Annotated in this window: 23 protein-coding genes; 8 read left to right on the plus strand and 15 right to left on the minus strand. The window is 56.7% G+C overall.

From position 1 onward, the window contains the following. Positions 1 to 29 precede the first annotated feature (29 nt). The 3 genes from WFM49_RS13210 to WFM49_RS13220 form a co-directional block, all read right to left on the minus strand. A complete protein-coding gene (locus tag WFM49_RS13210) occupies positions 30 to 764 on the minus strand; it encodes a TenA family transcriptional regulator (protein ID WP_022983674.1) in 735 nt (244 codons plus the stop codon). 123 nt (positions 765 to 887) lie between these two features. Then, positions 888 to 2360, minus strand: a complete 1473-nt coding sequence (locus tag WFM49_RS13215) for a gamma-glutamyltransferase family protein (RefSeq protein WP_336973675.1) — start codon at positions 2358 to 2360, stop codon at positions 888 to 890. Positions 2361 to 2365: 5 nt separating this feature from the next. Continuing rightward, a complete protein-coding gene (locus tag WFM49_RS13220; RefSeq protein WP_009461936.1) occupies positions 2366 to 3883 on the minus strand; it encodes a hypothetical protein in 1518 nt (505 codons plus the stop codon). Between the two features lie 169 nt (positions 3884 to 4052). Here WFM49_RS13220 and WFM49_RS13225 point away from each other — a divergent pair, with 169 nt between their 5' ends. Further along, on the plus strand, positions 4053 to 4787 hold the full coding sequence (locus WFM49_RS13225; protein WP_035269638.1) for a sulfite exporter TauE/SafE family protein: 735 nt from the start codon (positions 4053 to 4055) through the stop codon (positions 4785 to 4787). Positions 4788 to 4887: 100 nt separating this feature from the next. Then, positions 4888 to 5595 (plus strand): GntR family transcriptional regulator, encoded by a 708-nt coding sequence (locus tag WFM49_RS13230; protein WP_009461948.1) that lies wholly within the window; start codon positions 4888 to 4890, stop codon positions 5593 to 5595. On the opposite strand, the gene WFM49_RS13235 is transcribed toward WFM49_RS13230, so the two are convergent. The 3 genes from WFM49_RS13235 to WFM49_RS13245 form a co-directional block, all read right to left on the minus strand. Next, entirely contained in the window at positions 5596 to 6186 is a 591-nt protein-coding gene (locus WFM49_RS13235; protein ID WP_009461950.1) for a TetR/AcrR family transcriptional regulator, read from the minus strand. Positions 6187 to 6249: 63 nt separating this feature from the next. Next, a complete protein-coding gene (locus WFM49_RS13240; RefSeq protein ID WP_009461953.1) occupies positions 6250 to 7485 on the minus strand; it encodes a multidrug effflux MFS transporter in 1236 nt (411 codons plus the stop codon). A gap of 183 nt (positions 7486 to 7668) precedes the next feature. Further along, the gene (locus tag WFM49_RS13245) at positions 7669 to 8217 is read right to left on the minus strand and encodes a ferritin-like domain-containing protein (protein ID WP_009461955.1); all 549 of its coding nucleotides are present in this window, start codon (positions 8215 to 8217) and stop codon (positions 7669 to 7671) included. A gap of 569 nt (positions 8218 to 8786) precedes the next feature. Between WFM49_RS13245 and WFM49_RS13250 the strand changes: the two genes are divergently transcribed. Together WFM49_RS13250 and WFM49_RS13255 are read left to right on the plus strand one after the other, a co-directional pair. Continuing rightward, a complete protein-coding gene (locus tag WFM49_RS13250) occupies positions 8787 to 9320 on the plus strand; it encodes a Chromate resistance protein ChrB (RefSeq protein ID WP_009461956.1) in 534 nt (177 codons plus the stop codon). Then, the gene (locus WFM49_RS13255; RefSeq protein WP_336973679.1) at positions 9304 to 10530 is read left to right on the plus strand and encodes an MFS transporter; all 1227 of its coding nucleotides are present in this window, start codon (positions 9304 to 9306) and stop codon (positions 10528 to 10530) included. Before WFM49_RS13250 ends, WFM49_RS13255 begins: the two co-directional genes overlap by 17 nt. 40 nt (positions 10531 to 10570) lie before the next feature. Here the strand turns inward: WFM49_RS13255 and WFM49_RS13260 are convergent, their stop codons facing one another. The 6 genes from WFM49_RS13260 to WFM49_RS13285 form a co-directional block, all read right to left on the minus strand. Further along, entirely contained in the window at positions 10571 to 10957 is a 387-nt protein-coding gene (locus tag WFM49_RS13260) for a RidA family protein (RefSeq protein ID WP_172400387.1), read from the minus strand. 57 nt (positions 10958 to 11014) lie between these two features. After that, the gene (locus WFM49_RS13265; protein ID WP_254500180.1) at positions 11015 to 11989 is read right to left on the minus strand and encodes a Bug family tripartite tricarboxylate transporter substrate binding protein; all 975 of its coding nucleotides are present in this window, start codon (positions 11987 to 11989) and stop codon (positions 11015 to 11017) included. A gap of 11 nt (positions 11990 to 12000) precedes the next feature. Further along, entirely contained in the window at positions 12001 to 12918 is a 918-nt protein-coding gene (locus tag WFM49_RS13270; RefSeq protein ID WP_083055022.1) for a fumarylacetoacetate hydrolase family protein, read from the minus strand. 14 nt (positions 12919 to 12932) lie between these two features. Further along, a complete protein-coding gene (locus WFM49_RS13275; RefSeq protein ID WP_009461966.1) occupies positions 12933 to 13592 on the minus strand; it encodes a GntR family transcriptional regulator in 660 nt (219 codons plus the stop codon). Positions 13593 to 13738: 146 nt separating this feature from the next. Next, a complete protein-coding gene (gene ssb / locus WFM49_RS13280; RefSeq protein WP_336973687.1) occupies positions 13739 to 14254 on the minus strand; it encodes a single-stranded DNA-binding protein in 516 nt (171 codons plus the stop codon). A gap of 259 nt (positions 14255 to 14513) precedes the next feature. Further along, the gene (locus tag WFM49_RS13285) at positions 14514 to 15725 is read right to left on the minus strand and encodes an MFS transporter (RefSeq protein WP_022983677.1); all 1212 of its coding nucleotides are present in this window, start codon (positions 15723 to 15725) and stop codon (positions 14514 to 14516) included. A gap of 111 nt (positions 15726 to 15836) precedes the next feature. Here WFM49_RS13285 and uvrA point away from each other — a divergent pair, with 111 nt between their 5' ends. Beyond that, on the plus strand, positions 15837 to 18800 hold the full coding sequence (uvrA, locus tag WFM49_RS13290) for an excinuclease ABC subunit UvrA (RefSeq protein ID WP_336973729.1): 2964 nt from the start codon (positions 15837 to 15839) through the stop codon (positions 18798 to 18800). A gap of 148 nt (positions 18801 to 18948) precedes the next feature. Here the strand turns inward: uvrA and WFM49_RS13295 are convergent, their stop codons facing one another. From WFM49_RS13295 to WFM49_RS13305, 3 genes are read right to left on the minus strand one after another with little or no spacing between them, the layout of a single operon-like run. Further along, positions 18949 to 20073 carry a deoxyguanosinetriphosphate triphosphohydrolase gene (locus WFM49_RS13295; RefSeq protein ID WP_009461973.1) on the minus strand — a complete coding sequence of 375 codons (1125 nt, stop codon included), beginning with the start codon at positions 20071 to 20073 and terminating at the stop codon, positions 18949 to 18951. 5 nt (positions 20074 to 20078) lie between these two features. Then, positions 20079 to 21167, minus strand: coding sequence for a 3-dehydroquinate synthase (gene aroB / locus WFM49_RS13300; protein ID WP_022983678.1), 1089 nt, complete (start codon positions 21165 to 21167; stop codon positions 20079 to 20081). Beyond that, entirely contained in the window at positions 21168 to 21773 is a 606-nt protein-coding gene (locus WFM49_RS13305; protein WP_009461975.1) for a shikimate kinase, read from the minus strand. Positions 21774 to 21892: 119 nt separating this feature from the next. Between WFM49_RS13305 and WFM49_RS13310 the strand changes: the two genes are divergently transcribed. The 3 genes from WFM49_RS13310 (at position 21893) to lysA (ending at position 25881) form a co-directional block, all read left to right on the plus strand. Continuing rightward, entirely contained in the window at positions 21893 to 24340 is a 2448-nt protein-coding gene (locus tag WFM49_RS13310; RefSeq protein ID WP_250756307.1) for a penicillin-binding protein 1A, read from the plus strand. A 96-nt stretch (positions 24341 to 24436) separates the two neighbouring features. Further along, the gene (gene lptM, locus WFM49_RS13315) at positions 24437 to 24571 is read left to right on the plus strand and encodes an LPS translocon maturation chaperone LptM (protein WP_080655585.1); all 135 of its coding nucleotides are present in this window, start codon (positions 24437 to 24439) and stop codon (positions 24569 to 24571) included. Between the two features lie 41 nt (positions 24572 to 24612). Continuing rightward, positions 24613 to 25881, plus strand: a complete 1269-nt coding sequence (gene lysA, locus WFM49_RS13320; RefSeq protein WP_254500178.1) for a diaminopimelate decarboxylase — start codon at positions 24613 to 24615, stop codon at positions 25879 to 25881. Positions 25882 to 25994: the final 113 nt, after the last annotated feature.

Below are 25994 nucleotides of genomic sequence, written 5' to 3' on the forward strand. Positions count from 1 at the left end.
CAGCCCATCTGCCCGCTCGGCTGTCTGGCTCAGGCTGCTTCCAGCTGAAGTTCTTGCAGGCTGATTTCGTCTTTGACGTAATCGTTGTACAAGGAGGTGGTATACAGTAGACGCATCTCGGCGCCAATTTCGCAGATGCGCAGGCAACGCTGTTGCAGCTCTACGGTATTGGCGTGCTCAAGAACGATCTGGTAGCCGCGCTCGCCATGAATCTCGTCGGACACGATATGCAGATCGAAAAACTCCACTTCTTCATCGGTGAAGCCGTATTTTTCACGCAGGGTCGGTGTCTGCTTGCGGTAAATGGAGGGCACCTGAGACTCCAGACCCACGACTAGCCCTGCAACGGCAACAACGGGGTCTTCACGCATGGCAATGGCGTAACACCAAGCCTGCAAGGCGCGGGTGGTGGCATTCATATTGTCAGGATCTTCGATCCGAGCCCGTGTCGTGCCACACGCTTCGCCAAAGCGGATCAACAGGTCTGTGTGACGGTCGCCCCCAATTTCCTCTTCATACATATTGGCCAGCAAGAAGTCTTTGGCTTCTACGTATTCGGCGGGGGTGCGGGCATACAGATAGCCCAGGTAGTCAGCAAAAGGGCCGACATAGTGGTAATGGTTTTCAGCCCAGCGAGCCAGATGCTCACGGCTTAATTTGCCGCTGGCCCAGGCAATGCTGAAAGGGGAAGTATTGGCACTTTTCCCTTTAATGGCGGTTTCCAATGCGGTGCGAAATTCATCGCGATTCAGCAGTTTTTCCATGACTGTTTCCTTGTTGAAAGACGTCGCCCTGACAGCAGCCGACGAAAGATGAGGTTTGGACTATTTAAGTATATTGTATACCGTCTACTATTTTAGAAAGTAGGGAATAACCCTGCCTGATTATCAATCCAGCGCCACACAACCATCTTTGCGTGGGTCAGAAACAGCCTGCAAACGGCCGTCCACCAAGCGCTCAACAGCTTGAGCGCCGCCAAAATCGCTGCGACCAGCCAGCTCGCCTACGCCTTTATCGGGTGGCACGTACCCGTGTTCACGCAGGAAGGCCGCCCGACTTGCATCAAAGCCGTCTTCCAGGGCCAACCGCCCCGCCCCCTCCAAACGCCAGCGCGGTGCAAACAAGGCTTTCTCCAAAGGCCAGCCATCACGCAGAACACGAGTCCATATCTGTATCTGGCCTTGGGGTTGCATCAAACCACCCACCACACCCAACCCCATATGGAACTGACCCGACTTCAAGGCCAAAGACGGAACAACCGTGTGATAAGGGCGTTTTCCCGGCCCAGGGCCATTCACATGCCCAGGCTCGGAGAAACCGAAACCCCGGTTTTGCAGCACAAATCCACAGCCGGGCACGGCATACGCAGAACCGAATCGTTTAAAAATGCTGGACATGAACGTAACCGCCAACCCATCTGCATCGACCACAACCGTGCAGACCGTATTGCCTGCCGGATCACACACGACCCGTGAAGCCTGAGCCATCGCCGCTTCGGTCGCCTTGACCAGTTCCAGCTCCGCCGCATCCTGGTCAACCGGGCGTTTCCAGGCGCTTTGCACGGCGTCCAGGACTGCCACCCCATGCGTGTTGGGGGGACATTCATAGAGACTGAACTCTCCCAGCGATGCGCTGACAGGCTCGCAAAAGAACCCTTTATGGCGGCGAAAGTCCTCAGCCCTCAACAGCCCCTGTACCTGCTCCATTGCCTGCTCTGCCTGCTGCGCGGGACGCCCCAGATAGAAGGCATCGGGGCCTTGCGTGGCGATGTCCTGCAAGACAGCTGCCAGTTCAGGGTTCAGGTATTGCTCCCCCGCCTTGGGAGGCTTGCCCGCCCTATACAGCGCGGCACACACGGGATCGCGGTGCAGTACAAAATCAAAGATCTGCCATTCACGCGCTGCCACCGGCGCTACCGCAAAACCTTCCCGGGCTGCCTGAATGGCAGGCTGAAACAAGCAGGCCCAGTCCAGACGGCCATAGCGCTGGTGCATATCCCACCACCCTCGCACCAGGCCAGGCGTGGTAATGGACAACACATGACGCTCCGGAATCCGTCCCACAGGCAAAGCCTGAACCTGCTCAGCCTTCAACAGCAGGGGCGCCGCTCCGCTGCCGTTATAAGCCACTGGCATACTGTCGGGCGATGCAATCATGGCCAACAGATCGCCACCAATGCCTGTCGCCATAGGTTCGACAACCCCCATGACAGCATCGGCAGCAATAGCCGCATCCACTGCACTACCCTTGAGTTCCAGCATGGCCTGCGCGGCCCGCACCGCCAAGGGGTGCCCGGCAGCAACGGCCCAATGTTTCCCCAAGCCCTGCTTTTCACCGGCGCGATAGGCTGTCGTACTCATATCGCTCATCCGAACACCAGCACAGCGCAAATTGTTGACAGGGCCATCCCCGCCAGCACAGGAACCGTCAGGGCTCGCACCAGATCCAGCACATGCACTCGGGCAAAGCCCGCCACGGCAATCAATGAAGACCAGGCAATCAAAGTGCCACCGCCCGTCCAGATAGCACCGATCTGTCCTACCGCAGCCAAGGTTTCAACCTCCAGCCCGGATACCGGGCTCAAGGCCGAGGCCAGGGTTCCTGTCAATGGCAGGCCCGAGAAGCCCGAGCCATCAATGCCCGAGATCATGCCCACCAACAGAACACCAAAAGCCACCAGAAAATGATTGTCCGGAATCAGATGCTGCCCCGCCGAGATCAGCTCGAACAGCAGACTGGGTGTTTGTTCCAGTGGGGTGCCCAAAATGGCAGACGTTGCTTCACTGGCGCCCAGGAAGAAGAAACCGGCAATGGGCAGCACCGAACCCATGGCACGAAAGGCGAATACAAAACCATCGGTCATATGATCCGGGCAGGTGTCCAGCATGCGACGCGGCCCTTCTGCCATACAGGTGGCAATCATCATCAACACAAAGGCCACGCCCCCTACCAAACCGGCGGCGTCGCCACCCCGCAGGACAGGCAAGGACGGGATAAAGCGGGGCAACAGCATGATGCCAATCACCGCCAGAAACGCCAGTGGCGTAATCCAGGCCAGAATGCGCGAATAGCGCTCTTCCTTGGGGCTCAGGCCGGGATGCACCGTGTGCTCATTACCCGCCGTGCCACGAGCAATCTCGGCCTTGTCATACGTGCCTTGGGATTCCACTTCATCCAGGGTGCTATCCGGCGCCTGGCGCATCCAGGCATCCAGCAAACGGCTATCTGCCGGTTTGAAATAGCGGCGCATCAGCAAAAATGTCAACGTCAGCGCAACGCCACCGGTAATCCAGGAAAGCACCAGCGCACGATCCGCCAGCACGGCAACATCGGCTCCGACACCGGCTGCCTTGGCGCTGATGCCAGGAGCAACGCCAATGATGTAGTCGGACGACAGCGCCATGCCCTGCCCACAGATGGCGATAGCCATCGCCCCGACCAGGGGAGGCAAGCCAGCCGCAATCGCCGCCGGCAGCAAAATGGCCGACACCAGAGGTACAGCGGGTGTAGGCCAGAAGAACAGGGAAATAAAGTAGGTAGCCGCCGCAATCATCAGAAAGGACGAGGCACTATTGACCATGACCTTGCGGAAGGGGGCCACCATCTTCACATCGGCCTCCAGCCTCTTTAACGAGTTCAGCAGGGCAGTCATGAACGTGATTACCAGGAAAATATTGAACAGTTCCTGGGCCGCCACAAAGCTGGCTGAAAAAATACTGATGAAGCCTTGGATAGGGCTGCCAGTCATGGCGGTGACGACCGCCAAGGTGCCAATAACCGATGGCACCACCACATTGGCCCGGAAAATCATCGTAATGATGATGACCAGAACGCTGATCAAATAAGCCCAGTGCGCCGCACTGAGCACCACGTCGCTTTGCATGTATCCCCCTTCCTTCTCTTTTTTCTGAATATCGAGCACATCTGAAACGGTATACTATCTTCAATTGTGATTTCGAATCAGAAAAAACTATCAAAAACTGGGGAAAACTCTAAGAATTTTATGTTTGAAACACTTAGATTGAATACCTTATACAAATGAAGAGGAAACTATGGCGGCTTTGATTGATCTGGTGGACCCGCTCTCCTGGCTGCTCATGGCTTTGCTGGTTGTGTTGGCCGCCTTTTTGCAAGGCGTTGGCGGAGTTGGGTTTGCAATGCTGGTCGCGCCGATTGCCGCCTTGATATTTCCGCAGTTGGTTCCAGGCCCTCTACTGGCCTTGGGTGGCAGCGTCTCTTTGCTGGCGGCCTTGCGAGAGCGTCAACATATCGTGCCCGATGTGGTTGTCTGTGCACTGGGTGGCCGTGCCACCGGATCGATCATTGCCATACTGGCCATGACACAACTACCCATAGAGGCGGTGAATCTGGGTTTTGCCCTGGCCATTCTGGCCGCAGTCGCACTGAGTGCCTGGGGCTTGCGCATCCTGCCTTCCAAACGAAACATGATCCTGGCGGGCATTGCCTCGGGCATCATGGGAACCCTGACCTCGGTAGGCGCTCCCGCTCTGGCAATTGCCATGCAAAACCTGGCTCCTGCACAGCTACGCGCCTCATTGGGTCTTATTCTGTTTTTAGGGGCAAGCCTGTCCTTGATCCTGCTTATGGTGGCTGGCCTGTTCTCCTGGCAACAGGCAATGCTCAGCATTGTGCTCTACCCCTTCATGCTGCTGGGCTTCGCCTTATCAGGACGATGGCGTCATAAAGTCAGCATGCCGCTAATGCGTAGACTGCTATTGGGGATTTGTTCGCTAAGCGCCGTGGTCTTGATCGCCCGCAGCGTGTGATGAGGATGCTTAGGCCGCAAACTGTATACCATATTCAGAAAAATGCGCTCACACCGTATAATCGTGGCTGGCCCTTTTGCCCAATTGCACAGGTCGCACCATGAATATCCCCAGTTTCAGCCTTCCCAACACCCTTTCCGGCGCGGAAAGCCGTCGCTTGGGCGATCAACATGCGTCATTGTTTGCGGTTATCCGTGACCAATTGCGCGAGCGTATCTTGAGCGGAGAATTTCATCCGGGGGATCGCCTTGTAGAAGGTAAATTGGCTAGCGAACTGGGCGTCTCGCGTATTCCGGTACGGGAAGCCCTGCGCGAGCTGGCCTCCGAAGGTCTGGTCACGATCGAACCACGACGTGGGGCCTCAGTGGCTATCCTGTCGACCGAGATTGCCTACAACATGGCTGAAGTGCGCGCCACGCTCGAAGGATTGAATGCAAAACTGGCCGCCCAACGCCGGGACCCAGCCAATATCGAAAAGCTGCAAACCATTCTGAGCCAGGGCCATGAAGCCATGGATGCCGGCAATCTGGATTTGCTCAAATCCCTGAACCGCCAGTTTCATGAAACCCTGGCCACCATGTCGGGCAATATTGTTCTGACCGAGCTCATGCGCTCCCTGCGTGACCGCACCGCCCTGTTATTTGCGCCCAGCAATTTGCAGCGCATCCGCCAAAACTGGGAAGATCACTCCCAGATCCTCAATGCGGTTGTGGCCGGTAATGGTGATCTGGCCAACCTGCTGGCCACCCAACACGTGCACAATGCAGCCAAAGCCTATCAGGACGCCCAGAACGGCGAGAAAACCTGATCAGGCCGGGCGGCCTGCTCTCAAGGCCGCCTCAAATACCCTCCAGACCGATGCCAGACGCCGCTGGTATTTGTGCGCACCACCAAACAGAAGCTCGCTTTGCAGACTGTCGATCAAGGCCATGTACGTCATGGCCAGGGTCTCCACGCTCAAACCTGTTTCCGATTTGGCCAAAGCGGACTGTGCCAAGGCTTGATGGATGATGCGTTCCAGATCGTCCATGAACACATGCATGGGCTGCATCACCACATCGTACAAATGCACAGGCGGCGCAAACAAGGTGCGAATCCAGAAACGCACTTGATGTGATTGCTCAAAGCGCTCCTGTATCCCTTCCAGGTACGCTCGCAACTGCTCCTTGATGTCATCGCCTCCCTGCAGAACTTGACGGGCGTGGTTCAGCTCATCTTCCACAATCTTCGGAATCAGGTTCAGAAACAGCTCGTCCTTGTTGCGGAAATGGGCGTAGACCGAGGGCTTCTTGATGCCGACATCAGCGGCAATCTCGTTCATGGTGGTGGCATCGAAGCCCTGAACAGCAAAGCGCGCCAACGCGGCATCCTGCAGTTTTTCAGTCGTGGTTTTGCTCACAGTCCAACAGCTCTCAGTCAAAGGCCAATGATCAGGGCCGCTTTCGCGGCCCGCAGCAACTGCCTATTTTACAACCCCCAGCTCACTGACTGATCGGGTCACCGTGCGGCAACGGCCAGCCAGAACATACAGAACAATAGCCAACAGACCGCAGCCACCAATTGCCACAGGCAAAACCTGCGGCCCAGGCATGGCCAGACTGACGATATAGCCCACCACCGCCGAAATCAGGTAATGGAACATGCCCATCAAGGCTGCAGCCGTCCCAGCCTGTGGGCCAGCCACATCCATGGTCAAGGCCGTCACGTTGCCAAACACCATGCCTAAAGAGCCCACCGAAACAGCAATCAAGGCGGCATACAGAATCAGGCCCGCGACATCAGCTTGCACCACCACATACAGGAGCAGAGCCGAGGCCGTATGGACAATCAGTCCCAAAGCCAGCACCCGAGAGGTGGGCATCCCGGCCTTCAACAAATAATTGCTGACGACCCCACCCAGAACCAGCGCCACCGAGTTACCGGCAAACACATAGCTGAATACGGCCGGCGACAAGGAAAAATGCTGCGTGAACACAAAAGCCGAGCCGCTGATGTAGACAAACAAGGCAGCCAGTGCGAAACCACCGGAGCCGGTATATGCCATGAAAGCCTTGTTACCCAGCTCGCGACCGTAGGCGCGAACAATATGACCGGGGTTCAAAGGCACACGCTGGCTCACGGGCAGCGAATCCGGTATGGCTTTAAGTCCCCAGAGCAGCCCCATCGTCCCTAATGCCGCCAGCATCCAGAAAATGGCACGCCAGTCTGCATGGCTCAACAGGTAGGCACCCAGAATGGGGGCCACAATCGGTGCAATCATCATCACCTGCATCAGCAGGGAAAAGATGCTTGCCGACTCTTTGACATCGCACAAGTCCGCCACAATGGCACGCGGTGTGACCAAGCCCGCTGCGGCGCCTAACGCCTGGATAAAACGCGCCGCCAACAAGGCTTCAACCGATGTGGCCAAAGCGCCAAAAACCGAGCCCACCACAAAAATAACCACACCCAGCAGCAAGGGCACTCGACGCCCGAAGCGATCCAGCAAAGGGCCGTAAATACCTTGGCCCAAGGCCAGGCCTGCCAGAAACACCGACAAGGTTTGCTGAATCCGGCCAGGGGAAGCCCCCAGCTCCTGCGCGATAGCAGGCATGCCCGGCAAATACATATCAATGGCCATGGCATCCAATGCCGTCAACAAGGCCAGCAACAAGATCAAGGGCCAGGCCAGGCTTCTGGCACGCGACAGCTCGCTCATGTCACACCCTCTACAGTGCGGAAGAACAGAAATTCAAACACGCTCACACCCCCGTATATAGCGATGTCAATCAAAACTACCTACCGATAGGTAGGAAAGCCGATACTGTACTCCTTTTCAGAATTCAGGCAGAAAAAAACCCCGGAAAATACCGGGGTTTTGGTGAGCACCTGCGCAAATTACTTAGATATCCAGCAGATCGCCCATATCGTCGGCGTGCTCTTCTTCCACCGCCATGATTTCAACCAGCATCTGGCGAGTGGTCGGGTCGGTGTCGCCAATGCGCTCGATCATCTGACGATAGGACTCGATCGCAATACGCTCGGCAATCAGGTTGGCGCGAATCATGGATTTGATATCGTCGCTATCGTCGTACTCTGCATGGCTACGCTGGACCAGATTGGCCGGGTTGAAATCCGGCTCGCCGTTCAATTGCACAATACGTTCGGCAATGCGGTCGGCATGCTCGGCTTCTTGCTGGGCATGTTCCAGAAACTCGGCTTTGATAGGCTCATTGTTCAAGCCGGTAGCGGTGAAGTAGTGGCGCTTGTAGCGCATCACACAGACCAGCTCGGTGGCCAGGGCCTCATTGAGCATCTGAATGATTTCTTCACGATTACCCTTGTAGCCGGATGCCACCGCCCCGTCGTCCACAAACTTCTTGGCAGCTGCACGGATAGCGGCAACATCGATTGGACCTTGGCTTGCTTGGACTGCTTTCTGCTTACTCATTGCATTCCTCCGTATTGATTCCCACCGCGAAAGTGCGGCGCTGTATCGCGCAACAACCGGAAACGAACACACTGACCTCATAACCAACTGACCTCATAACCAACAAGAGCTTGTCCAAGGACAAGCGCTTTACCTAAACCTGGGCTTGAAGTCTGCACGCTGCTTGTGGTTGAGACCGGTCGTGCAAGAAACTGAACAAAGTGGATAGGTGTTGTCATGGTAGCGATTGCTCCTTGGCTTGGAAAGCGCAAAACCGCGGCTACCAGTAGCAAACAGACCGGCCTTTCAAGGCCAGAAACCCACAAACCAGGCCGTCTGAAAACAGTTCAACCTCACACGGCATGCGGGCTTGGCACGAAATTTTTTACTGGTTTTCCCCAAGATAAAGAGCCGCGTTCTTGTTCAAGCAGAGATACAAGACCAAACACTTGGATACAGAATCCGGCCTCCGTTCAGACGGCAGCAGGCAGAACCGGGGTCGGCGCTCATACCTCACTGCTTCTTTTTGTATTCATTCAATTCAATTAATATGAAACGGCCGTTACTTTAAAATCAAGAATATGACTTCAATGAGCTGGCTGTTACTGACCTATAAAGTCCCCCCTGAACCTAGTGCAAAACGGCTGGCCTTATGGCGGCGCCTGAAAGCGCTGGGTGCGGTGTATCTGCAAAACGGGGTATGTGTCCTGCCCAAAACCGACGAGCATGTGCGCCGTCTGAAGGTGCTGGAAAACGACATCACGACCATGGAAGGTGAATGCGTCTTGCTGGAGACCATTGCTCTGGACAAGGCACAAGAGGACAAAGTCATCGCCCGTTTTACGGACGACCGCAACGAGCAGTACCAGGAACTGCTGGGCCGTTGCAAAGACTTCGAGGCCGAAATCGACAAGGAAATTTCGATTCAGAAATTCACCTACGCCGAACTGGACGAAGAAGAAACCGATCTGAAGAAGCTGGAAAACTGGTACGAGAAAATCCAGAAACTGGATTTTTATGGCGCCCCCCTGGCACAGGTTGCTCAAGAGCGCCTGCAAGAGTGCAAGGCACGGCTGGATGCGTATGCCCAAATGGTCTATGACGCTCATGAAGAAAACCGCTAATCCCGCGCTTACCCCGACGGCCGACGCCTCCCGTGCCAAAATCCACCGCAGCGTCTGGGCACTGGGCTTTGTGTCCATGTTCATGGATATTTCCTCGGAGCTGATCCACGCCCTGCTGCCCATTTATATGGTCACCGTCATGGGTACATCGGTACTGGCGGTCGGTTTTATTGAAGGCATTGCCGAGGCCACCGCCTCCATCATGAAGGTGTTTTCCGGAGCGGTCAGCGACCGTTTTGGAAAGCGCAAACTGCTGGCAGTAATTGGCTATGGCCTGGCCGCCCTGACCAAACCCATTTTTCCACTGGCGAACTCGCTGGACTGGCTGGTCGGTGCCCGCTTTGTAGACCGCATCGGCAAAGGCATACGCGGTGCGCCGCGTGATGCTTTGGTCGCCGATGTCACCCCGCCGGAAATGCGAGGTGCCGCCTACGGCTTGCGTCAGACCCTGGATACCATTGGTGCTTTTGTTGGCCCCTTGCTGGCTATCGGCCTGATGTGGTGGACGGCAAACAACTATCAGTTGATCTTCTGGGTTGCCGTGCTGCCTGCCTTTGCGGCCATCGCCGTTCTGGTGTTCTTTGTACGCGAACCGAAAATCCCGGCCACCACCCGCCCCCGCAAACTGCCTCTGAACCGGGAAGACCTGGGCCGCCTGGGTTCCCGCTACTGGTGGGTTGTCGCAATTGGCCTGGCTTTTACCCTGGCCCGTTTCAGCGAAGCTTTTCTGATCTTGCGGGGTGAATCCAGCGGCCTGCCCCCCATGTGGGCCCCTGCCGTCCTGGTCGTCATGAGTGTGGCTTTTTCTCTGTCCGCCTACCCCGCCGGTGTGCTGTCAGATCGTATGCGTAAAACTGACCTGCTGCTGATCGGTGTGGCCCTGCTGATCGCAGCGGACCTGATCCTGGCTTTCGTGCCCGGCTTGCTGGGTCTGGGCCTGGGCGTTGCCTTGTGGGGCCTGCATATGGGCTTTACCCAAGGCCTGTTCAACGTCTTGATCGCTGACAGCGCCCCTGCCGAACTGCGCGGCACCGCCTTTGGCATGTTCCACCTGCTCACCGGTATCGCCCTGCTGCTGGCCAGCGTCATTGCCGGCGTGCTCTGGGATACCATAGGTTTCCAAGGCACCTTTGCCGCTGGTGCAATCTTTGCGGTTTTAACTGGCCTAGGTTTGATTAGCTTGCGACGTTCCGCTCAGGGAGCGTTTTGAATAAAAAAGGCCGACTTCATGTCGGCCTTTTTTCATTTCATCATTCCGCGACGGCGGCGATGCATTCAATTTCCAGCAGGAACAAGGGGTTCCCCATATCCGCAGCAATCGTGGTGCGGGCCGGGTATTCGCCGTCCTTGAAGTAAGTGCGATAGATCTCGTTCATGCGAGCAAAGTCACCAGCGTTCTTCAGAATCACATTGGCTTTGACGATATGGTCCAAGGTGGAGCCCGCCTCTTCCAGCAGGGCTTTCACATTGGCCATGACCTGATGCATCTGGGCGTCGAAATCGTTTTCAGCAATCTGGCGATCGTCAAAAAAGCCTGGCTGGCCCGACACAAACACAAAGCCATTGGATCGCACAGCAGGCGACAAGGGGGCGCGAGGGGGAGTCACTTTGTCGGAACGGATAATTTCTTTGATCATATTCATCTCCTGATTAGTAGCTTGAGCTCTCTGGGCTCTTTCGTATTCGTTAAGGGTTTACTGCACGCTGGTGCCGGAGGCTTTTACCACTTTGGCGGCCATTTCCATTTCAGACTTCAGATACTCGGCAAACTCGGCCGACGTCGTACCCGCAGGTTCCAGTCCTTGGGCCAACAAGCGTTCACGAATTTCGGGCAGGTTCACAATACGGACAAATTCAGCACTGAGCTTCTCCACAATCGGTGCTGGCGTACCGGAAGGCACAATCACGCCGTACCAGGAGTTGGAGTTCATATTGTCCACGCCTGCTTCTTTGAAAGTAGGCACTTCGGGGATAGATTCCAGACGAGTATCGTTCGCCAGGGCAATTGCACGCAGCTTGCCGGATTTCACGTGGGGCAAAACATCAGGCGTGTTAGCAAACATCATGTCTACATGACCGCCCAGCAAATCGTTCAACGCCGGAGCCTGGCCTTTGTACGGAATATGCAGCACATCAATCTTGGCTTCTGCTTTCAAGCGTTCAATGGCAATATGCGGCGATGTACCTGCACCAAAGGACGCAAAGGACAGCTCGCCCGGTTTGGATTTCGCTGTAGCAATGACATCCGCCAGGCTCTTGACCGGCACATCCGGATTCGCCACCAGCAGGTGCGGTGTGTAGGCCACCCAGCTAACCGGCGTAAAGTCCTTCACCGTGTCGTAACGCAAGTTGTTGTAAAGGCTGGGATTGATGGCAAAACTGTTTGCCACCATCCCCAAGGTATAGCCATCCGGCGCGGCGCGGGCCACGATTTCCGTACCAATCACCGTACCGGCACCGGGCTTGTTGTCGATGATGACGGGCTGTTTGAAGTCATCCGACATTTTCTGCGCCAGACTGCGGGTCAGGTTATCCAGCGTGCCGCCCGCCGGGAACGGAACAATGATGGTGATGGGTTTGGTGGGATATTCCTGTGCCGTCGCAAGCGAGGGCACAGCCGTTAAAGCGCTTAATACAGCCACGCCTGACAGGATTAATTTAAAGCGCATAGTCGTCAACCTTACTCAATAGTAGTGACCAGCTCGCCTATAGCGGGGATACGAGCTTTGATGACATCGCCTGGTTCCAAAGAGCGTGGAGGCTGCATGGCAAAGCCAACCCCGGAGGGCGTGCCTGTTGCAATAATGTCCCCTGGCTCCAAGGTCATGCCCGCCGACAACTGGGCGATGATGTTGGGCACATCGAACAACATGTCCGACGTATTGGCCGATTGGCGCAGTTCGCCATTCACTTCCAATTCAAGATCCAGCGCGTTGGGGTCGGCAATGGAGGTCTTCAATGCCACTACCGGCCCAATCGGGCAGGTGCCGTCCAGTGACTTGCCCTTGAACCACTGACCATGCAGCGCTTGCAGATCACGCGCCGTAATATCGTTGATCACCGTGTAGCCAAAGACATAATCCAACGCGTCTTCAACTGGAATGTCCCGGCCTTCCTTGCCGATCACAATGCCCAGCTCCACTTCATAATCCAGCATCTTTGTGTGAGCCGCATGGCGGCTGACCAGGGCCTGATGCCCCACCACCGTGGTGGGCGGTTTGCTGAAGAACTCCAGGGCTTTGGGGAAGTCATCCGCCGCACGACCACGTGCCAGATTGCCTTCCACGATATGGGCGCGGTAATTGCGCCCCACACAGAAAATGTTTTTGGCCGGATTCGGGACAGGAGCCAGAAAGCACAGATCTGAAGCAGCATGGACGGGAGCCTTGGCCTGGCTTGCCTGCTCCATCAAAAGCTGCAGGCTGATCAGGATCTCATCGCCCATAAAAATAGCGTCGATGACTTCAGTGGGAGCCTGCCGAGCACGTAAAGGATGCTCGTACATCCCCCAGGCCTGTGTCAGATCCACCACCCGATCATCGTCCAGCATGCCGCCCAAATGCGTTTCCCCTGCGGCTACAAAGGTCAGTAACTTCATGACAGCAAACCTCCTTATCGGATGTTGTTGGAACTGTTCAAGGTTTGCGTCAGCAGCCCTTGAACGTGCTCGCGCGCCAGACGATCTGCCAGCGCTGCGTCCCGTTTTTCAATCGCGTCGATCATGGCCAGGTGCTCGGCCAAAGACTCGTGCGCACGTTTCAGGCGCTCGATGGTTTTGGTCTTGAGCATGTCGCGGTGCCCAAAGGACTTCCATACCTTCTCCAGCAAGCTATTTGCAGCCAGACGCATGATGGCCGCGTGGAATTCCACATTGGCTGCCGCATATTCGCTGACACGCTCTTCCACATTGTCTTGATTGAAGGGCGCAAACAGCGCGCGCAAAGCATCCACATCCCGCTGCGAGGCATTCAAGGCGGCTTCACGCGCCGCAAAGGCCTCCAGTTCAATGCGCAGCTTCAGCCATTCGATGTAGTCCTGCTTGGTCAAGGGCGAGAGCAAGGCACCGCGCCGAGGCTCCATGGTCAAAATGCCTTCCTGCCCCAGACGCAGCAGTGCTTCGCGCACCGGCGTGCGGCTGACATTGAGCATCTTGGCCAGCTCTTCCTCCCGAACCCGCACGGGCTCATCAATGTTTTTCACCAGGCCAAGAACGTGAGCACGCACCGACTCATACACCCCATCGCTGTGACTTGCTGTTTTGATCGTGGTCATTGCTTTCCTATTTTGCATTCATTTTTTATAGATTGTATACAAGATTGAATATCGGTACACATTAGTGTTTGTACGAACGAAAAAAAACCCGGCAAGCACGATGCTTGCCGGGGTTTTTGAACTTCAGTCCCCCTAAGGGCTAAGCCTTAGAACGGAATATCGTCATCCATATCGGCCAGATTGTCCGACATAGGAGCGTTATTACGTGGGGCCTGTTGTTGCTGCTGTTGTTGAGGCGCTGGACGCTGAGCCCGTTGCGGCGCAGGTACACCACCGCCGCCACCGTATTCGCCACCACCCATGCTGCCGCCGCCCATATCACCACCATCACGGCCGCCCAGCATTTGCATTTGCTCGGCGATGATTTCCGTGGTGAAACGCTCCTGACCGTCCTGGCCTGTCCATTTACGGGTGCGCAGACGACCTTCTACGTAGACGGGACGGCCTTTGCGCAGGTACTCACCTGCAATTTCAGCCAGACGGTTGTAGAACACCACACGGTGCCATTCGGTTTCCTCACGGCGTTCGCCAGAGGTACGGTCTTTCCACTGCGAAGTCGTGGCAATGGAAATATTGCAGATGGCCGAGCCTTCTGCGCTGTAGCGTACTTCTGGGTCGCGGCCAAGATTGCCCACCAGAATGACTTTATTTACCGATGCCATGAAAAAATCCTGTAGTCAAAAATTCTAAATCAAGCCGTATTATCGTGGATTCGTGCCTTAATTAACACTCCCTCCCCGCTCCGGGAAGGGCAGTTTTATCCATGCCATCGATCCTGTTACGGCACCTTGAACGGCGTATATGGCTAAGCACCTGATGGTGTCACCTGTTCCGCCCAGCTCTTGATTCTTGCGGCCAATCCAGCCACTTTACTTGTTGCTGCCTGCCACGTCTTTGCACAAGCGTAACAGGCAATGCCTTTTAATATTTGTCTTTGAAACCACGCGCTGTCAGCAACCAGAGCAAAGCCAGAGCAGCTCCGGTCCACAAGACCCATTGGGTGAGCCCTCGCCCTGCCAGGATGCCGCCGATCAGGCCGCCGGCAAACACGCCCAGGGACTGGGAGGTGTTGTAAAAACCCAGCGCCAATCCTTTGTATTCTGGTGGCGCCACACGCGACACCAAGGAAGGCTGCAAGGCTTCCAGCACATTAAAGCCGATGAAGAAAAACGTCAGCGCGGCCACCATGGGAACCAGCGAATCGCGCGCCCATGGCATCACGGCCAGCACCACAATCAGCAGCAACACAGACAGTTCCAGCGCATGCTTGTGACGCTTGCGGGTCTCTGTCCAGAACACCGCAGGAACCATCAGCACAAAAGAAACCAGAATAACGGGCAGGTACACCTTCCACAAATCCTGAGTACCGTAGCCACCCAAGGTCGCCAGAATGCCCGGTACGACGATGAACAGGGACATCAGGATAAAGTGCAGACAGAACACGCCAAAGTTCAGGCGCAGCAAGTCCAAATGACGCAACACCTGTCCGGCGGTAACCTGCACAATCGAGGCTGGTGCTTTAGGCGCGCTGGGCACGACAAAAGCGGCAATCAACAAGCAGACAAAGCCCAGCAAACTGATGGCCCAGAACAGTCCCGACAAACCAAATTGCCCCACCAGCACTGGCGAGAGCACCAGCGAGACAGCAAAAGACAGCCCAATGGAGCCACCCACCATCGCCATGGCACGTGTGCGCACTTCGGGACGGGTGGAGTCGGCAACCCAGGCGGAAATGGCTGCTGAAACTGCCCCCAGACCTTGAATACAGCGGCCTACCGTCACCCAGTCAATATTCTGAGCCAGCGCGGATATCACCCCACCGATCACGAACAAGGCCATGCCGATGACGATAATCGGCCTGCGTCCGAAGCGATCCGATGCCATCCCCAAGGGGATCTGCAAGACAGCCTGCGTCAGACCATAGGCCCCCAATGCCAGACCCACACGGGCGGCATCATTACCGCCGGGCAAGGAGTGCGCGGCCACTGCAAAGACCGGGGTCAGCAAAAACAGACCCAGCATTCGACAGGCAAACAACAGGGCAAGCAGGATGCTGGCCTTGCGCTCTTGCTGAGTCAGACTCAGGCGCGCTGGGCGCGATCCGGCCGTATTCATGGTTTGGTGTGTACTCATTTAATACTCTGTCACAACTGGGCTAGCAGAGAGCCCGGATACCCGTTCACATAAATTCTGACGCAACGCGCTATAGTAGCAAGTTGCCTTTTGACAAGCCTAAATAAAGCGATGGAAGCCATCCGCATTCGTGGTGCCCGTACCCACAACCTGAAAAATGTCTCCGTAGACCTGCCACGCCACCAGTTGGTCGTGCTGACGGGGCTGTCCGGTTCTGGGAAATCCTCTCTAGCCTTCGACACCTTGTATGCCGAAGGCCAGCGGCGCTATGTGGAAAGCCTGTCCGCTTATGCACGTCAGTTCTTGCAACTGATGGACAAGCCAGATGTGGACTTGATCGAAGGTTTGTCGCCTGCCATTGCCATCGAGCAAAAGGCAGCAGGCCATAACCCGCGTTCCACCGTGGGGACCACTACCGAGATCCACGATTATTTGCGCCTATTGTACGCGCGGGTCGGGACCCCTTACTGCCCGGAACACCACTTGGCCTTGCAGGCTCATAGCGTGAGCCAGATGGTAGACCAGATTCTGCAATGGGAACCTGAAACCCGTATTGCTGTGCTGGCACCCATGCACCGTGGCCTGGTTGGTGACCTGCAGCTTGAACTGCGCGGCCTGCAAGCCCAAGGCTTTGTACGGGTACGCGTCGATGGCGAGATCTCCAGCATTGAAGATCTGCCTGCACTCAATGCCCAACAGGCACACGACCTGGACCTGGTCATAGACCGTCTGCGCATTCGGCCCGATAGCCAGCAACGTCTGGCAGAAAGCCTGGAAACCGCCCTGTCCACCAGCAATGGCCGTTGTCTGGTGGTCAATCTGGACAATGGAGTGGAGCAGCCCTATTCCAGCCACTACGCCTGCCCGGTCTGTGACTATTCCCTGCCCGAGCTGGAGCCACGCCTGTTCAGCTTCAACAATCCGGCAGGTGCCTGCCCGGACTGTAGTGGCTTGGGGCAAGTAGATGTATTTGATCCTGAACGCGTGGTGGCCTTCCCGGAACTGAGTCTGGCGGGCGGTGCCATTGCGGGCTGGGACCGACGCAATGCCTTTACCTACACCTTGCTGACCAGTCTGGCGGCTCATTATCACTTTGATATAGAGGCTCCCTTCGAGTCTCTACCCGAAGAACTGCGCCGCACCGTGCTGTATGGCTCCGGCGCGGAGGAAATTCCCTTTCTCTATTTGAATGAGAAGGGCCGCACCACGGTAAAAACGCACCCATTTGAAGGGGTGATTCCGAATTTGCAGCGTCGCTGGGCGGAAACCGATTCCAGCGCCGTGCGCGAGGAACTGAACAAGCTGCGTCGCACCCAGACCTGCCCGGCCTGCCATGGCGCACGTCTGCGTCTGGAGGCGCGTCACGTCCGTATCGGGGATGATCCGATTCCAAGCCATACTGGGTGCAAGCATCATGCAGGCACCGCGTCTGCCCACTCCGCAACCCTCAATGTCGACCAGCTGTCTGACAATGCCGCACAGTGCACGCAGACTCACTCCGCAGCGCAAGGACAAGCCAAAGGACTGGCCATTTATGAAGTCGAAGCCCTGGCCCTGTCCGACTGCCTGGCCTGGTTCGAGCGCCTGTCGCTGACGGGTGCGAAAAAAGAAATTGCCGACCGCATCGTGCGTGAAATCCGCCTGCGGCTGGAGTTTTTGAACAATGTGGGTCTGAACTACCTGTCTCTGGACCGCAGCGCCGACACCATTTCCGGTGGCGAGGCCCAGCGCATTCGTCTGGCCAGCCAGATCGGTTCCGGTCTGACCGGCGTGATGTACGTGCTGGACGAGCCTTCCATTGGCCTGCACCAACGCGATAACGACAAACTGATCCAGACCCTGCAGCACCTGCGGGACCTGGGCAATAGCGTGATCGTGGTCGAGCACGACGAGGACATGATACGCACCGCCGACTATGTCATCGACATGGGCCCCGGCGCAGGTGAACATGGTGGCCAAATTACCGCTCAAGGCTCGCCCGCAGAGCTGGCCCAGAACCCCGACTCTCTGACCGGTCAGTACCTGTCTGGCAAGCGTCAGATTGCCGTGCCCAAACGACGTCCTGTTGATGACAGCCTGAACTGGCTGCGTCTGTATGGTGCCAGCGGCAATAACCTGAAGTCTGTTGATCTGGCGATTCCAGCTGGACGACTGGTCTGCATTACCGGCGTGTCCGGTTCGGGCAAATCCACGCTGATCAACGACACGCTGGCAACCGCCTTCTCGCATTTGCTGCACCGTGCCCATGCCGAACCGGCGCCCTACGATCGTATGGAAGGCCTGGAGCATTTCGACAAGATCATCAACGTCGATCAAACCCCGATTGGTCGTACCCCACGCAGTAATCCAGCTACCTACACGGGCATGTTCACTGCCATTCGTGAGCTGTTCGCCAGCGTGCCCGAGGCGCGTTTGCGTGGCTACGACCCAGGCCGCTTCTCCTTTAACGTTAAAGGCGGCCGCTGCGAGGCCTGCCAGGGCGATGGCGTGGTCAAGGTAGAGATGCACTTCCTGCCGGACGTCTATGTGCCTTGTGATGTCTGCCAGGGCCGTCGCTACAACCGTGAAACGCTGGACATTCGCTACCGAGGCCGCAATATCAGCGAAGTGCTGGACCTGACGGTTGAGCAGGCGCTGGAATACTTTGATGCGGTGCCAGCGGTCGCGCGTAAATTGACTACCTTGATTGATGTGGGCTTGTCCTACATCCGCCTGGGTCAAAGCGCGACTACCCTGTCTGGTGGTGAGGCGCAGCGGGTGAAATTGTCACTGGAGCTGTCCAAGCGCAGTACCGGTCAAACCTTATATGTGCTGGACGAGCCCACAACCGGCCTGCACTTCCAGGACATTGCTGTCTTGCTGGAAGTGCTGGACAAACTGGTTGAGTCGGGCAATAGCGTGGTCGTAATTGAGCACAATCTGGATGTGATCAAAACGGCAGACTGGATTGTGGACATGGGACCGGAAGGTGGCCAGGGCGGTGGGCAGATTGTGGTGCAAGGCACCCCGGAGACTGTTGCCGCTTGCGAGCAAAGCCATACCGGGCGCTATCTGAAGCCTTTATTGCAGCGCTAAAGGCTGTCTCTCTTAAAAGACCACGCTGTTCAGGCCTCGAGCACCAAAACATGGTTTTTTGGCGCTTTATCAATGAAGAAGAGCTCCTGAACAGCACACGGCTACTGGCCAATAGCAGGTCGCGTAACTCCACCACAGGCTGCAAGAGCTACATCTTGAAGATAGCGTCGTGCTCGCGAATGGCATGGCGGTCCGTCATGCCAGCGATGTAATCAGCAATGGCACGGGCCTGAGCAATCGGGTCTTCACGGCGATGCTCCGCCGCCAGCAAACGAGGATCATCCAGAAAAGCGTGGAACAGTTCACGCACAATATTCTGCGCCTTGCTCATCATGCGCACCACCTTGTAGTGGCGATACAGATTCGCGTGCAAGAAGCGTTTGAGCTCATCAGCCTGCGCCCGCATCTCTGGCGAGAATCCGGCCAAACGGGGCAAATGACGAATCGCATCCACGCTGTCCGGGCGATGCTCTTCCAGCTTGGCGCGCGTGGTTTCCGTTAAATCCACCACTAGCGTGTTGATCATGCCGCGGATAATCTCCGCCACCAAACGTTGACCGCTCAAGCCCGGATATTGGGCTTGTACATGCTCGTAATGACTGTTGAACAGGCGCAGTTCCAGCAATTGTTCCAAGCGGATCAGGCCGGAGCGCAAACCGTCATCAATATCGTGATTGTTGTAAGCAATTTCATCGGCCAGATTGGCCATTTGAGCTTCCAGCGACGGTTGGGTACGATCAATAAAGCGCTGGCCGACCTCGCCCAATTCACGGGCGTGCTTCAGCGAACAATGCTTCAAAATCCCCTCGCGGGTTTCAAAACACAGGTTCAGGCCATTGAAGGCGGCATAGCGCTCTTCCAGCTCGTCCACCACCCGCAGACTTTGCAGATTGTGCTCAAAGCCCCCGGCCTCGGGACGCAGGCTTTGCATGCAGCTATTCAAGGTGTCCTGACCTGCATGGCCAAAAGGAGTGTGGCCCAGATCATGGGCCAGGGAGATCGCTTCGATAAGGTCTTCGTGCAAACCCAGATTGCGGGCAATGGCCCGCGCCAGCTGGGCCACTTCCAGACTATGCGTCAATCGTGTTCGGAATAAATCACCTTCGTGGTTAATGAAAACCTGGGTTTTGTATTCCAACAAGCGAAAGGCATTGCAGTGAATGATCCGGTCGCGGTCCCGCTGAAAGGCGTTACGGCCTTGGGGCGCTGCCTCTGCATAACGCCGACCGCGGGACTGTTCAGGGTGACAGGCATAAGCGGCAAGCATTTGCATAGGTTTTACTCCTGTTCCACCGTTGTAAAGCGGGCCAATGCCTGGCGTACCACATCAGGCGCGACCGCCTGCACCTTGGCATGGCCTAATTTATCCAGCAGCACAAAACGCAGCTGGCCACCTTCATTTTTCTTGTCCACCTGCATCAATTCCAGCCAACGGTCCGCAGGCCATTGTGGTGGAGTGATCGGACATCCGCTGGCTTGCACTAGGGCCTTGATACGGGCCACATCCTGAGCGGGCAAGCCGCAAACCAGGGCGGAGAGCTCGGCAGCCATAATCATGCCGCAGCCCACGGCTTCACCATGCAGCCATTGGCCGTAGCCCATGCCGGACTCGATCGCGTGGCCAAAAGTGTGACCAAAGTTCAAAATGGCGCGCAGACCAGATTCGCGTTCGTCCTGAGAAACGACTTCAGCCTTGACCTCGCAGGAGCGACGAATCGCATAGACGATTTGTTCTTGTTCCAGCGTACGCATGGGCGCAATCTGCTCTTCACACCAGTTGAAGAAGTCCAGGTCGTAAATCATGCCGTATTTGATAACCTCCGCCAGACCGGCGGAGATCTCACGAGCAGGCAAAGTCTTGAGTACGTCCGTATCCACCTCTACAGCGATAGGCTGGTAGAACGCGCCCACCATATTCTTGCCCAGCGGGTGGTTGATCGCCGTCTTGCCGCCCACCGAGGAGTCCACCTGCGCCAGCAAGGTCGTCGGCACTTGCACAAAGCGCACACCCCGCATGAAGCAGGCCGCAGCAAAACCGGCCATATCGCCGATAACGCCACCGCCCAAGGCCACAATCAGGGCCTTGCGATCCAGGTGACCGCCCAGCAGCGCGTCAAAAATCAGGTTCAGGGATTCCCAGTTCTTGTAGGCTTCGCCATCGGGCAGCTCGATCACATGAACAGGCTTGCCGGTTGCAGCCAGGGCTTCCTTTGCAGGTGCCAGGTACAGGGCGGCCACCGTAGGATTGGTGACGATTGCAATGGCAGACGTATCGGCTGGCACCGTGTCTGCAAGATGCGCCAGACGCCCGGCGGCGATATGGATGGGATAAGCGCCACCCTGGGCGTCAACATGCACTACAGACATTTAGCAACCTCGTTCTTTCAACAGGGACAATAAGTGGCGCACCGCATGATGAACTGGCGCCGAGCCAGTTTCAAAGCGGACATCCGCCACTTCTTCATAGAGGGGTTCGCGCGCTTGCAACAGTTCCTGGATGCGGGCGCGTGGGTCCGCTGTTTGCAACAGCGGCCGGTTACGGTCTCGGGCCACGCGACGGTACAGCTCGTCTACAGTGGCACACAAGTACACTACGATACCGCGATCTTTGATGATCTGGCGATTGGCCTCGGACAAAATGGCCCCGCCCCCCGTTGCCAGCACAATACCGGTCTGGCGCGAACAAATATCGAGCACCGCAGATTCGCGTTTGCGGAACCCTTGCTCGCCTTCGAACTCAAAGATAGTGGCCACTCGCACACCGCTACGGGCTTCCAGCTCGTGGTCCAGGTCCATAAACTCGCGCTTGAGTTCCCGCGCCAATTGGCGACCAATGGTCGTTTTACCGGCTCCCATCATGCCTACCAAAATAATGGGGCGTGGGCCAGTCTGTTGTAAATGGAGCAGCTCGGCGTCTGTTAAGGGATCAGGATGTTCTACAGGCATCAGCTCAGCGGGTAAAGAGTGGTTCATTTGTGTATTATCCCATTAGCCTTCCCTAAGCACAGTCCGCTTGCTTAGTATTATTTTGTTACATTGATACTTGGTTTGAGGCCCAGTCCTGCTGCGTTTGGACTTTAAAATCAGCCCTAATGAGTTCCTCTTCCCGCTCCCCCAATTCTAAACCCGAGCAAAGCTCCGGTTCCTGGCTTGCCCGCCTCATCATCAAGACCTCGGTCTTTTTTGTGGGGCTTGGTCTGTGTGCCGTCCTGCTCGGGTCGCTTGCGCTGGCTTTGGCCTGGCCAAACCTGCCTGACCTTAGCGCCATGATCGACTACCGCCCCCGAGTGCCGCTGCGCATTTACACGGCGGATAAGGTATTGATCGGCGAATTTGGTGAAGAACGCCGCAATGTGTTGCGTTTTGACGAAATTCCCGATGTCATGAAATCGGCCATTCTGGCGGCCGAGGACGATCGCTTCTACCAACACGGCGGTATTGACTGGATGGGTGTTGGCCGCGCTGCCTTGGCCAACATGACCCATATGTCCAAGACCCAGGGGGCCAGCACAATCACCATGCAGGTAGCGCGTAACTTCTACCTGTCATCGGAAAAGACCTATACCCGCAAGTTCTACGAACTGCTGCTGACCTTCAAGATTGAAGCCACGCTGACCAAAGACCAGATCCTGGATCTGTACATGAACCAGATCTATCTGGGACATCGTGCTTATGGTTTTGCCGCAGCCTCACGAACATATCTAGGCAAGCAACTGGGCGAAATCACCACAGCAGAAGCCGCCATGCTGGCCGGTATTCCCAAAGCCCCCTCGCGCTTCAACCCCATTGCCAACTTCGAGCGTGCCAAAACTCGCCAAGCCTATGTGCTGGGCCGCATGCGTACCCTGGGCTACATCACTGAGCAGGAATACCAGGACGCGATGGCACAGGAAATCGTCGTGAAATCGGCTCTGGGTACGCCTGCAGGTGGCTACGCCATCCACGGTGAATACGCAGCTGAACTGGCTCGCCAACTGCTGTACGGCGTCTACCAGGACAATGTGTACTCGCGCGGCTTCAATATCTACACCACGATCAAGTCCACCGACCAGGAAGCGGCTTACCTGGCCGTACGCAACGGTATTCTGGATTACACCCGTCGTGCTCCTTACACCGGCCCGCAAGGCCAGGTGGATCTGCCTGCCGGTATTGAAAACGATCACGCCCAGCTGGACTCCATTCTGGATGACTTGCAGGACAAGTACCCCGACACAGGCGACTTGCTGACCGGTGTGGTGCTCGATGCCAGCCCCAACCAGATTCGCGTGGCCCGTACCGCCCAGCAAATTATTGATGTCAACGACAAGCGCGCCCTGAAGATTGTCGCTCGTGGCCTGGTGAAAAACGCCAAGGCAGACGTGCGCATTCAGCGCGGTTCCGTGGTCTATCTGTTCCGCAATGGCGATTACTGGGAAGTGATCAATATGCCTGCGGTGCAAGCGGCTTTTGTGTCGGTACGCCCGCAAGACGGCGCTATCCAGGCCATGGTGGGCGGTTTCCACTTCTCGGACGGGAAGTTCAACCGCGTCACGCAAGCCTGGCGTCAACCCGGCTCGGCCTTCAAGCCCTTCATCTACGCCTCCTCGCTGGAGCGTGGTCTGACTCCAGCCACGCAGATTTCGGACGAACCTTTTGTTCTGACGGCTGCCCAGACCGGCTCCAAGCCCTGGACACCCAAGAACTACGGTCGCACCTACGAGCCCATGCTGACCATGCGCCAAGGCTTGTATAAATCCAAAAACATGGTGTCCATCCGTATCATGCAGGCCGTCGGTCCCAAGTACGTGCAGGAATACGTGACCCGCTTTGGTTTCGACAAAGCCCGTCAGCCCGCCGTGCTGCCACTGGCTCTGGGCGCCGGTAGCGTAACGCCCCTGCAAATGGCCGGTGCCTACTCGGTCTTTGCCAATGGCGGTTACCGCACCGAGCCCTACCTGATCGATTACGTAACCGACAGCACCAACAAAGTCATCATGCGTGCCAAGCCCATTGTGGCCGGTGATGCGGCTGCCCGTGCCATCGACCCCCGTACGGCTTACGTCATGAACGATTTGCTGCGCGGTGTGGCAACTTCCGGTACTGGTGCCCGCTCCTCGCGCGAATTGAAGCGTACGGACATTGGTGGCAAGACAGGGACCACCAACGATTCCCAGGACGCCTGGTTTGCCGGTTACACGCCAGATCTGGTCGGTATTGCCTGGATGGGCTTTGACAAGCCACGCAGCCTGGGTTCGGGTGAAACCGGCGGTGGCGCTTCCATGCCTATCTGGATCAACTACATGCGCGCCGCGCTGAAAGACAAGCCTATCGTGCCTCCAGGCCCCATGCCTTCCGGCCTGTCGCGCATCAACGGGGACTTCTACTTTGACGAATTCCCACCCGGACAAGCGATTGCCCGTGTTGGTCTGCCCGCTCCAGGTGACGGTGCCCTGCAACAAGGCGGTAGCGATCAAAGCGATGGTATTGGCGACCTGCTGCGACAACTGGACTCTGACTCCGGTTCTTCGGGCACGCAAGCCCAGCCCTTCGTCCCCTTCTAAATCCAGTACCCAAACGCCGGCCTAGCCGGCGTTTTTTATGCTTTGTCCCTCACAATGGCATAATGCTCTGCATTGTCCGCACTAGCTCAACACCTTATGAACAAACTACGTTCCTCCCGCCTGCTGGCCTTGCTGGCACTTAGCGTTTTTCTTAGCGCTTGCGGCTACAAAGGCCCCTTGTACCACCCTCCTGCGCAGGAAGCAGCGGACGCCCAAACAGCGCCGCGCTGATTTCCGCCCTGCTCGCTTAACCTCTGTTATTTGACGACACCATGACCGTTGCCCCTCACTTCCAATTTCAGAACAACACGCTGCACGCCGAGCAAGTTCCCCTGAACAAGCTGGCTGAAGAATTCGGCACCCCCCTGTATGTGTATTCCCGCCAAGCCTTGCGCGACGCATGGGAGTCCTATCGAGTGGCAGGCCAGGACCGCAAGTTGTTGGTGTGCTATGGCATGAAGGCCAATTCCAACCTGGCCATTCTGCAAGAATTCGCCCGTCTGGGTACCGGCTTTGACATTGTTTCGGGCGGTGAGCTGGCCCGTGTCATCGCCGCCGGTGGCGATCCAGGCAAAGTGGTGTTCTCCGGTGTCGGCAAACAGGTTTGGGAAATTGAAGCTGCCCTGAAAGCAGGCGTGAAGTGCTTCAACGTCGAATCCGAAGGCGAGCTGGAGCGCGTTGCACAGGTTGCTGAACGCATGAATGTGAAAGCGCCTGTTTCCTTGCGCGTGAATCCGGACGTGGATGCTCGCACCCATCCCTACATTTCCACCGGGCTGAAAGACAACAAGTTCGGCGTGCCTATTGATCAGGCTCCCCGCATCTATGCACGCGCCCAAGAGCTGCCCAGCCTGAATATTGTGGGTGTCGACTGTCATATCGGCTCGCAGATTACCGAAGTCAGCCCCTATCTGGATGCGCTGGACAAGCTGATCAAGCTGATCCTGGCCCTGAAAGAGCAAGGAGTGAACCTGACTCACCTGGATTTGGGCGGCGGTCTGGGCATTCGCTACACCGACGAAACCCTGGTGACCCCAACCCAGCTGCTGACCGAAGTATTCGCCGCTCTGGACAAGAATGGCCTGGGCCATCTGGAAATCGTGCTGGAACCCGGCCGCTCCATGGTGGGCAATGCCGGTGTGCTGCTAAGCCGCGTGGAATACCTCAAGCATGGCGAGACCAAAAACTTCGCCATCATTGATGCCGCGATGAACGACTTGATTCGCCCCACCCTGTACGATGCCTGGCACAGTGTGGAAGCGGTAGAGCCTCGTCCAGTGACCGAGGAGACCCCCCGCTACGATCTGGTTGGCCCTATCTGCGAAAGCGGTGACTGGCTGGCACGTGACCGTCAACTGGCGCTGGAACAGGACGACTTGATCGCCATCATGTCCGCCGGTGCCTATGCCTTTACCATGGCCAGCCAGTACAACACCCGCCCCCGTGCGGCTGAAATTCTGGTCGACGGCGATCAGGTTCATGTGATCCGCCCCCGCGAAAGCCTGGAAAGTTTGTTTGCCACCGAACGATTGCTCCCTTAAAGGCGGGCAAGAATGCAGGTAACAACCATTCAGCCTTAAAGAACTCTCGAATCTGACCGTAAAACAGGCCGGGACTGCGCTGCCATCAGCAGGCATCGCAGTCCCGGCCTGTT

The organism is Alcaligenes sp. PF14, assembly GCF_037150615.1.
Lineage (GTDB): Bacteria > Pseudomonadota > Gammaproteobacteria > Burkholderiales > Burkholderiaceae_B > Alcaligenes > Alcaligenes phenolicus.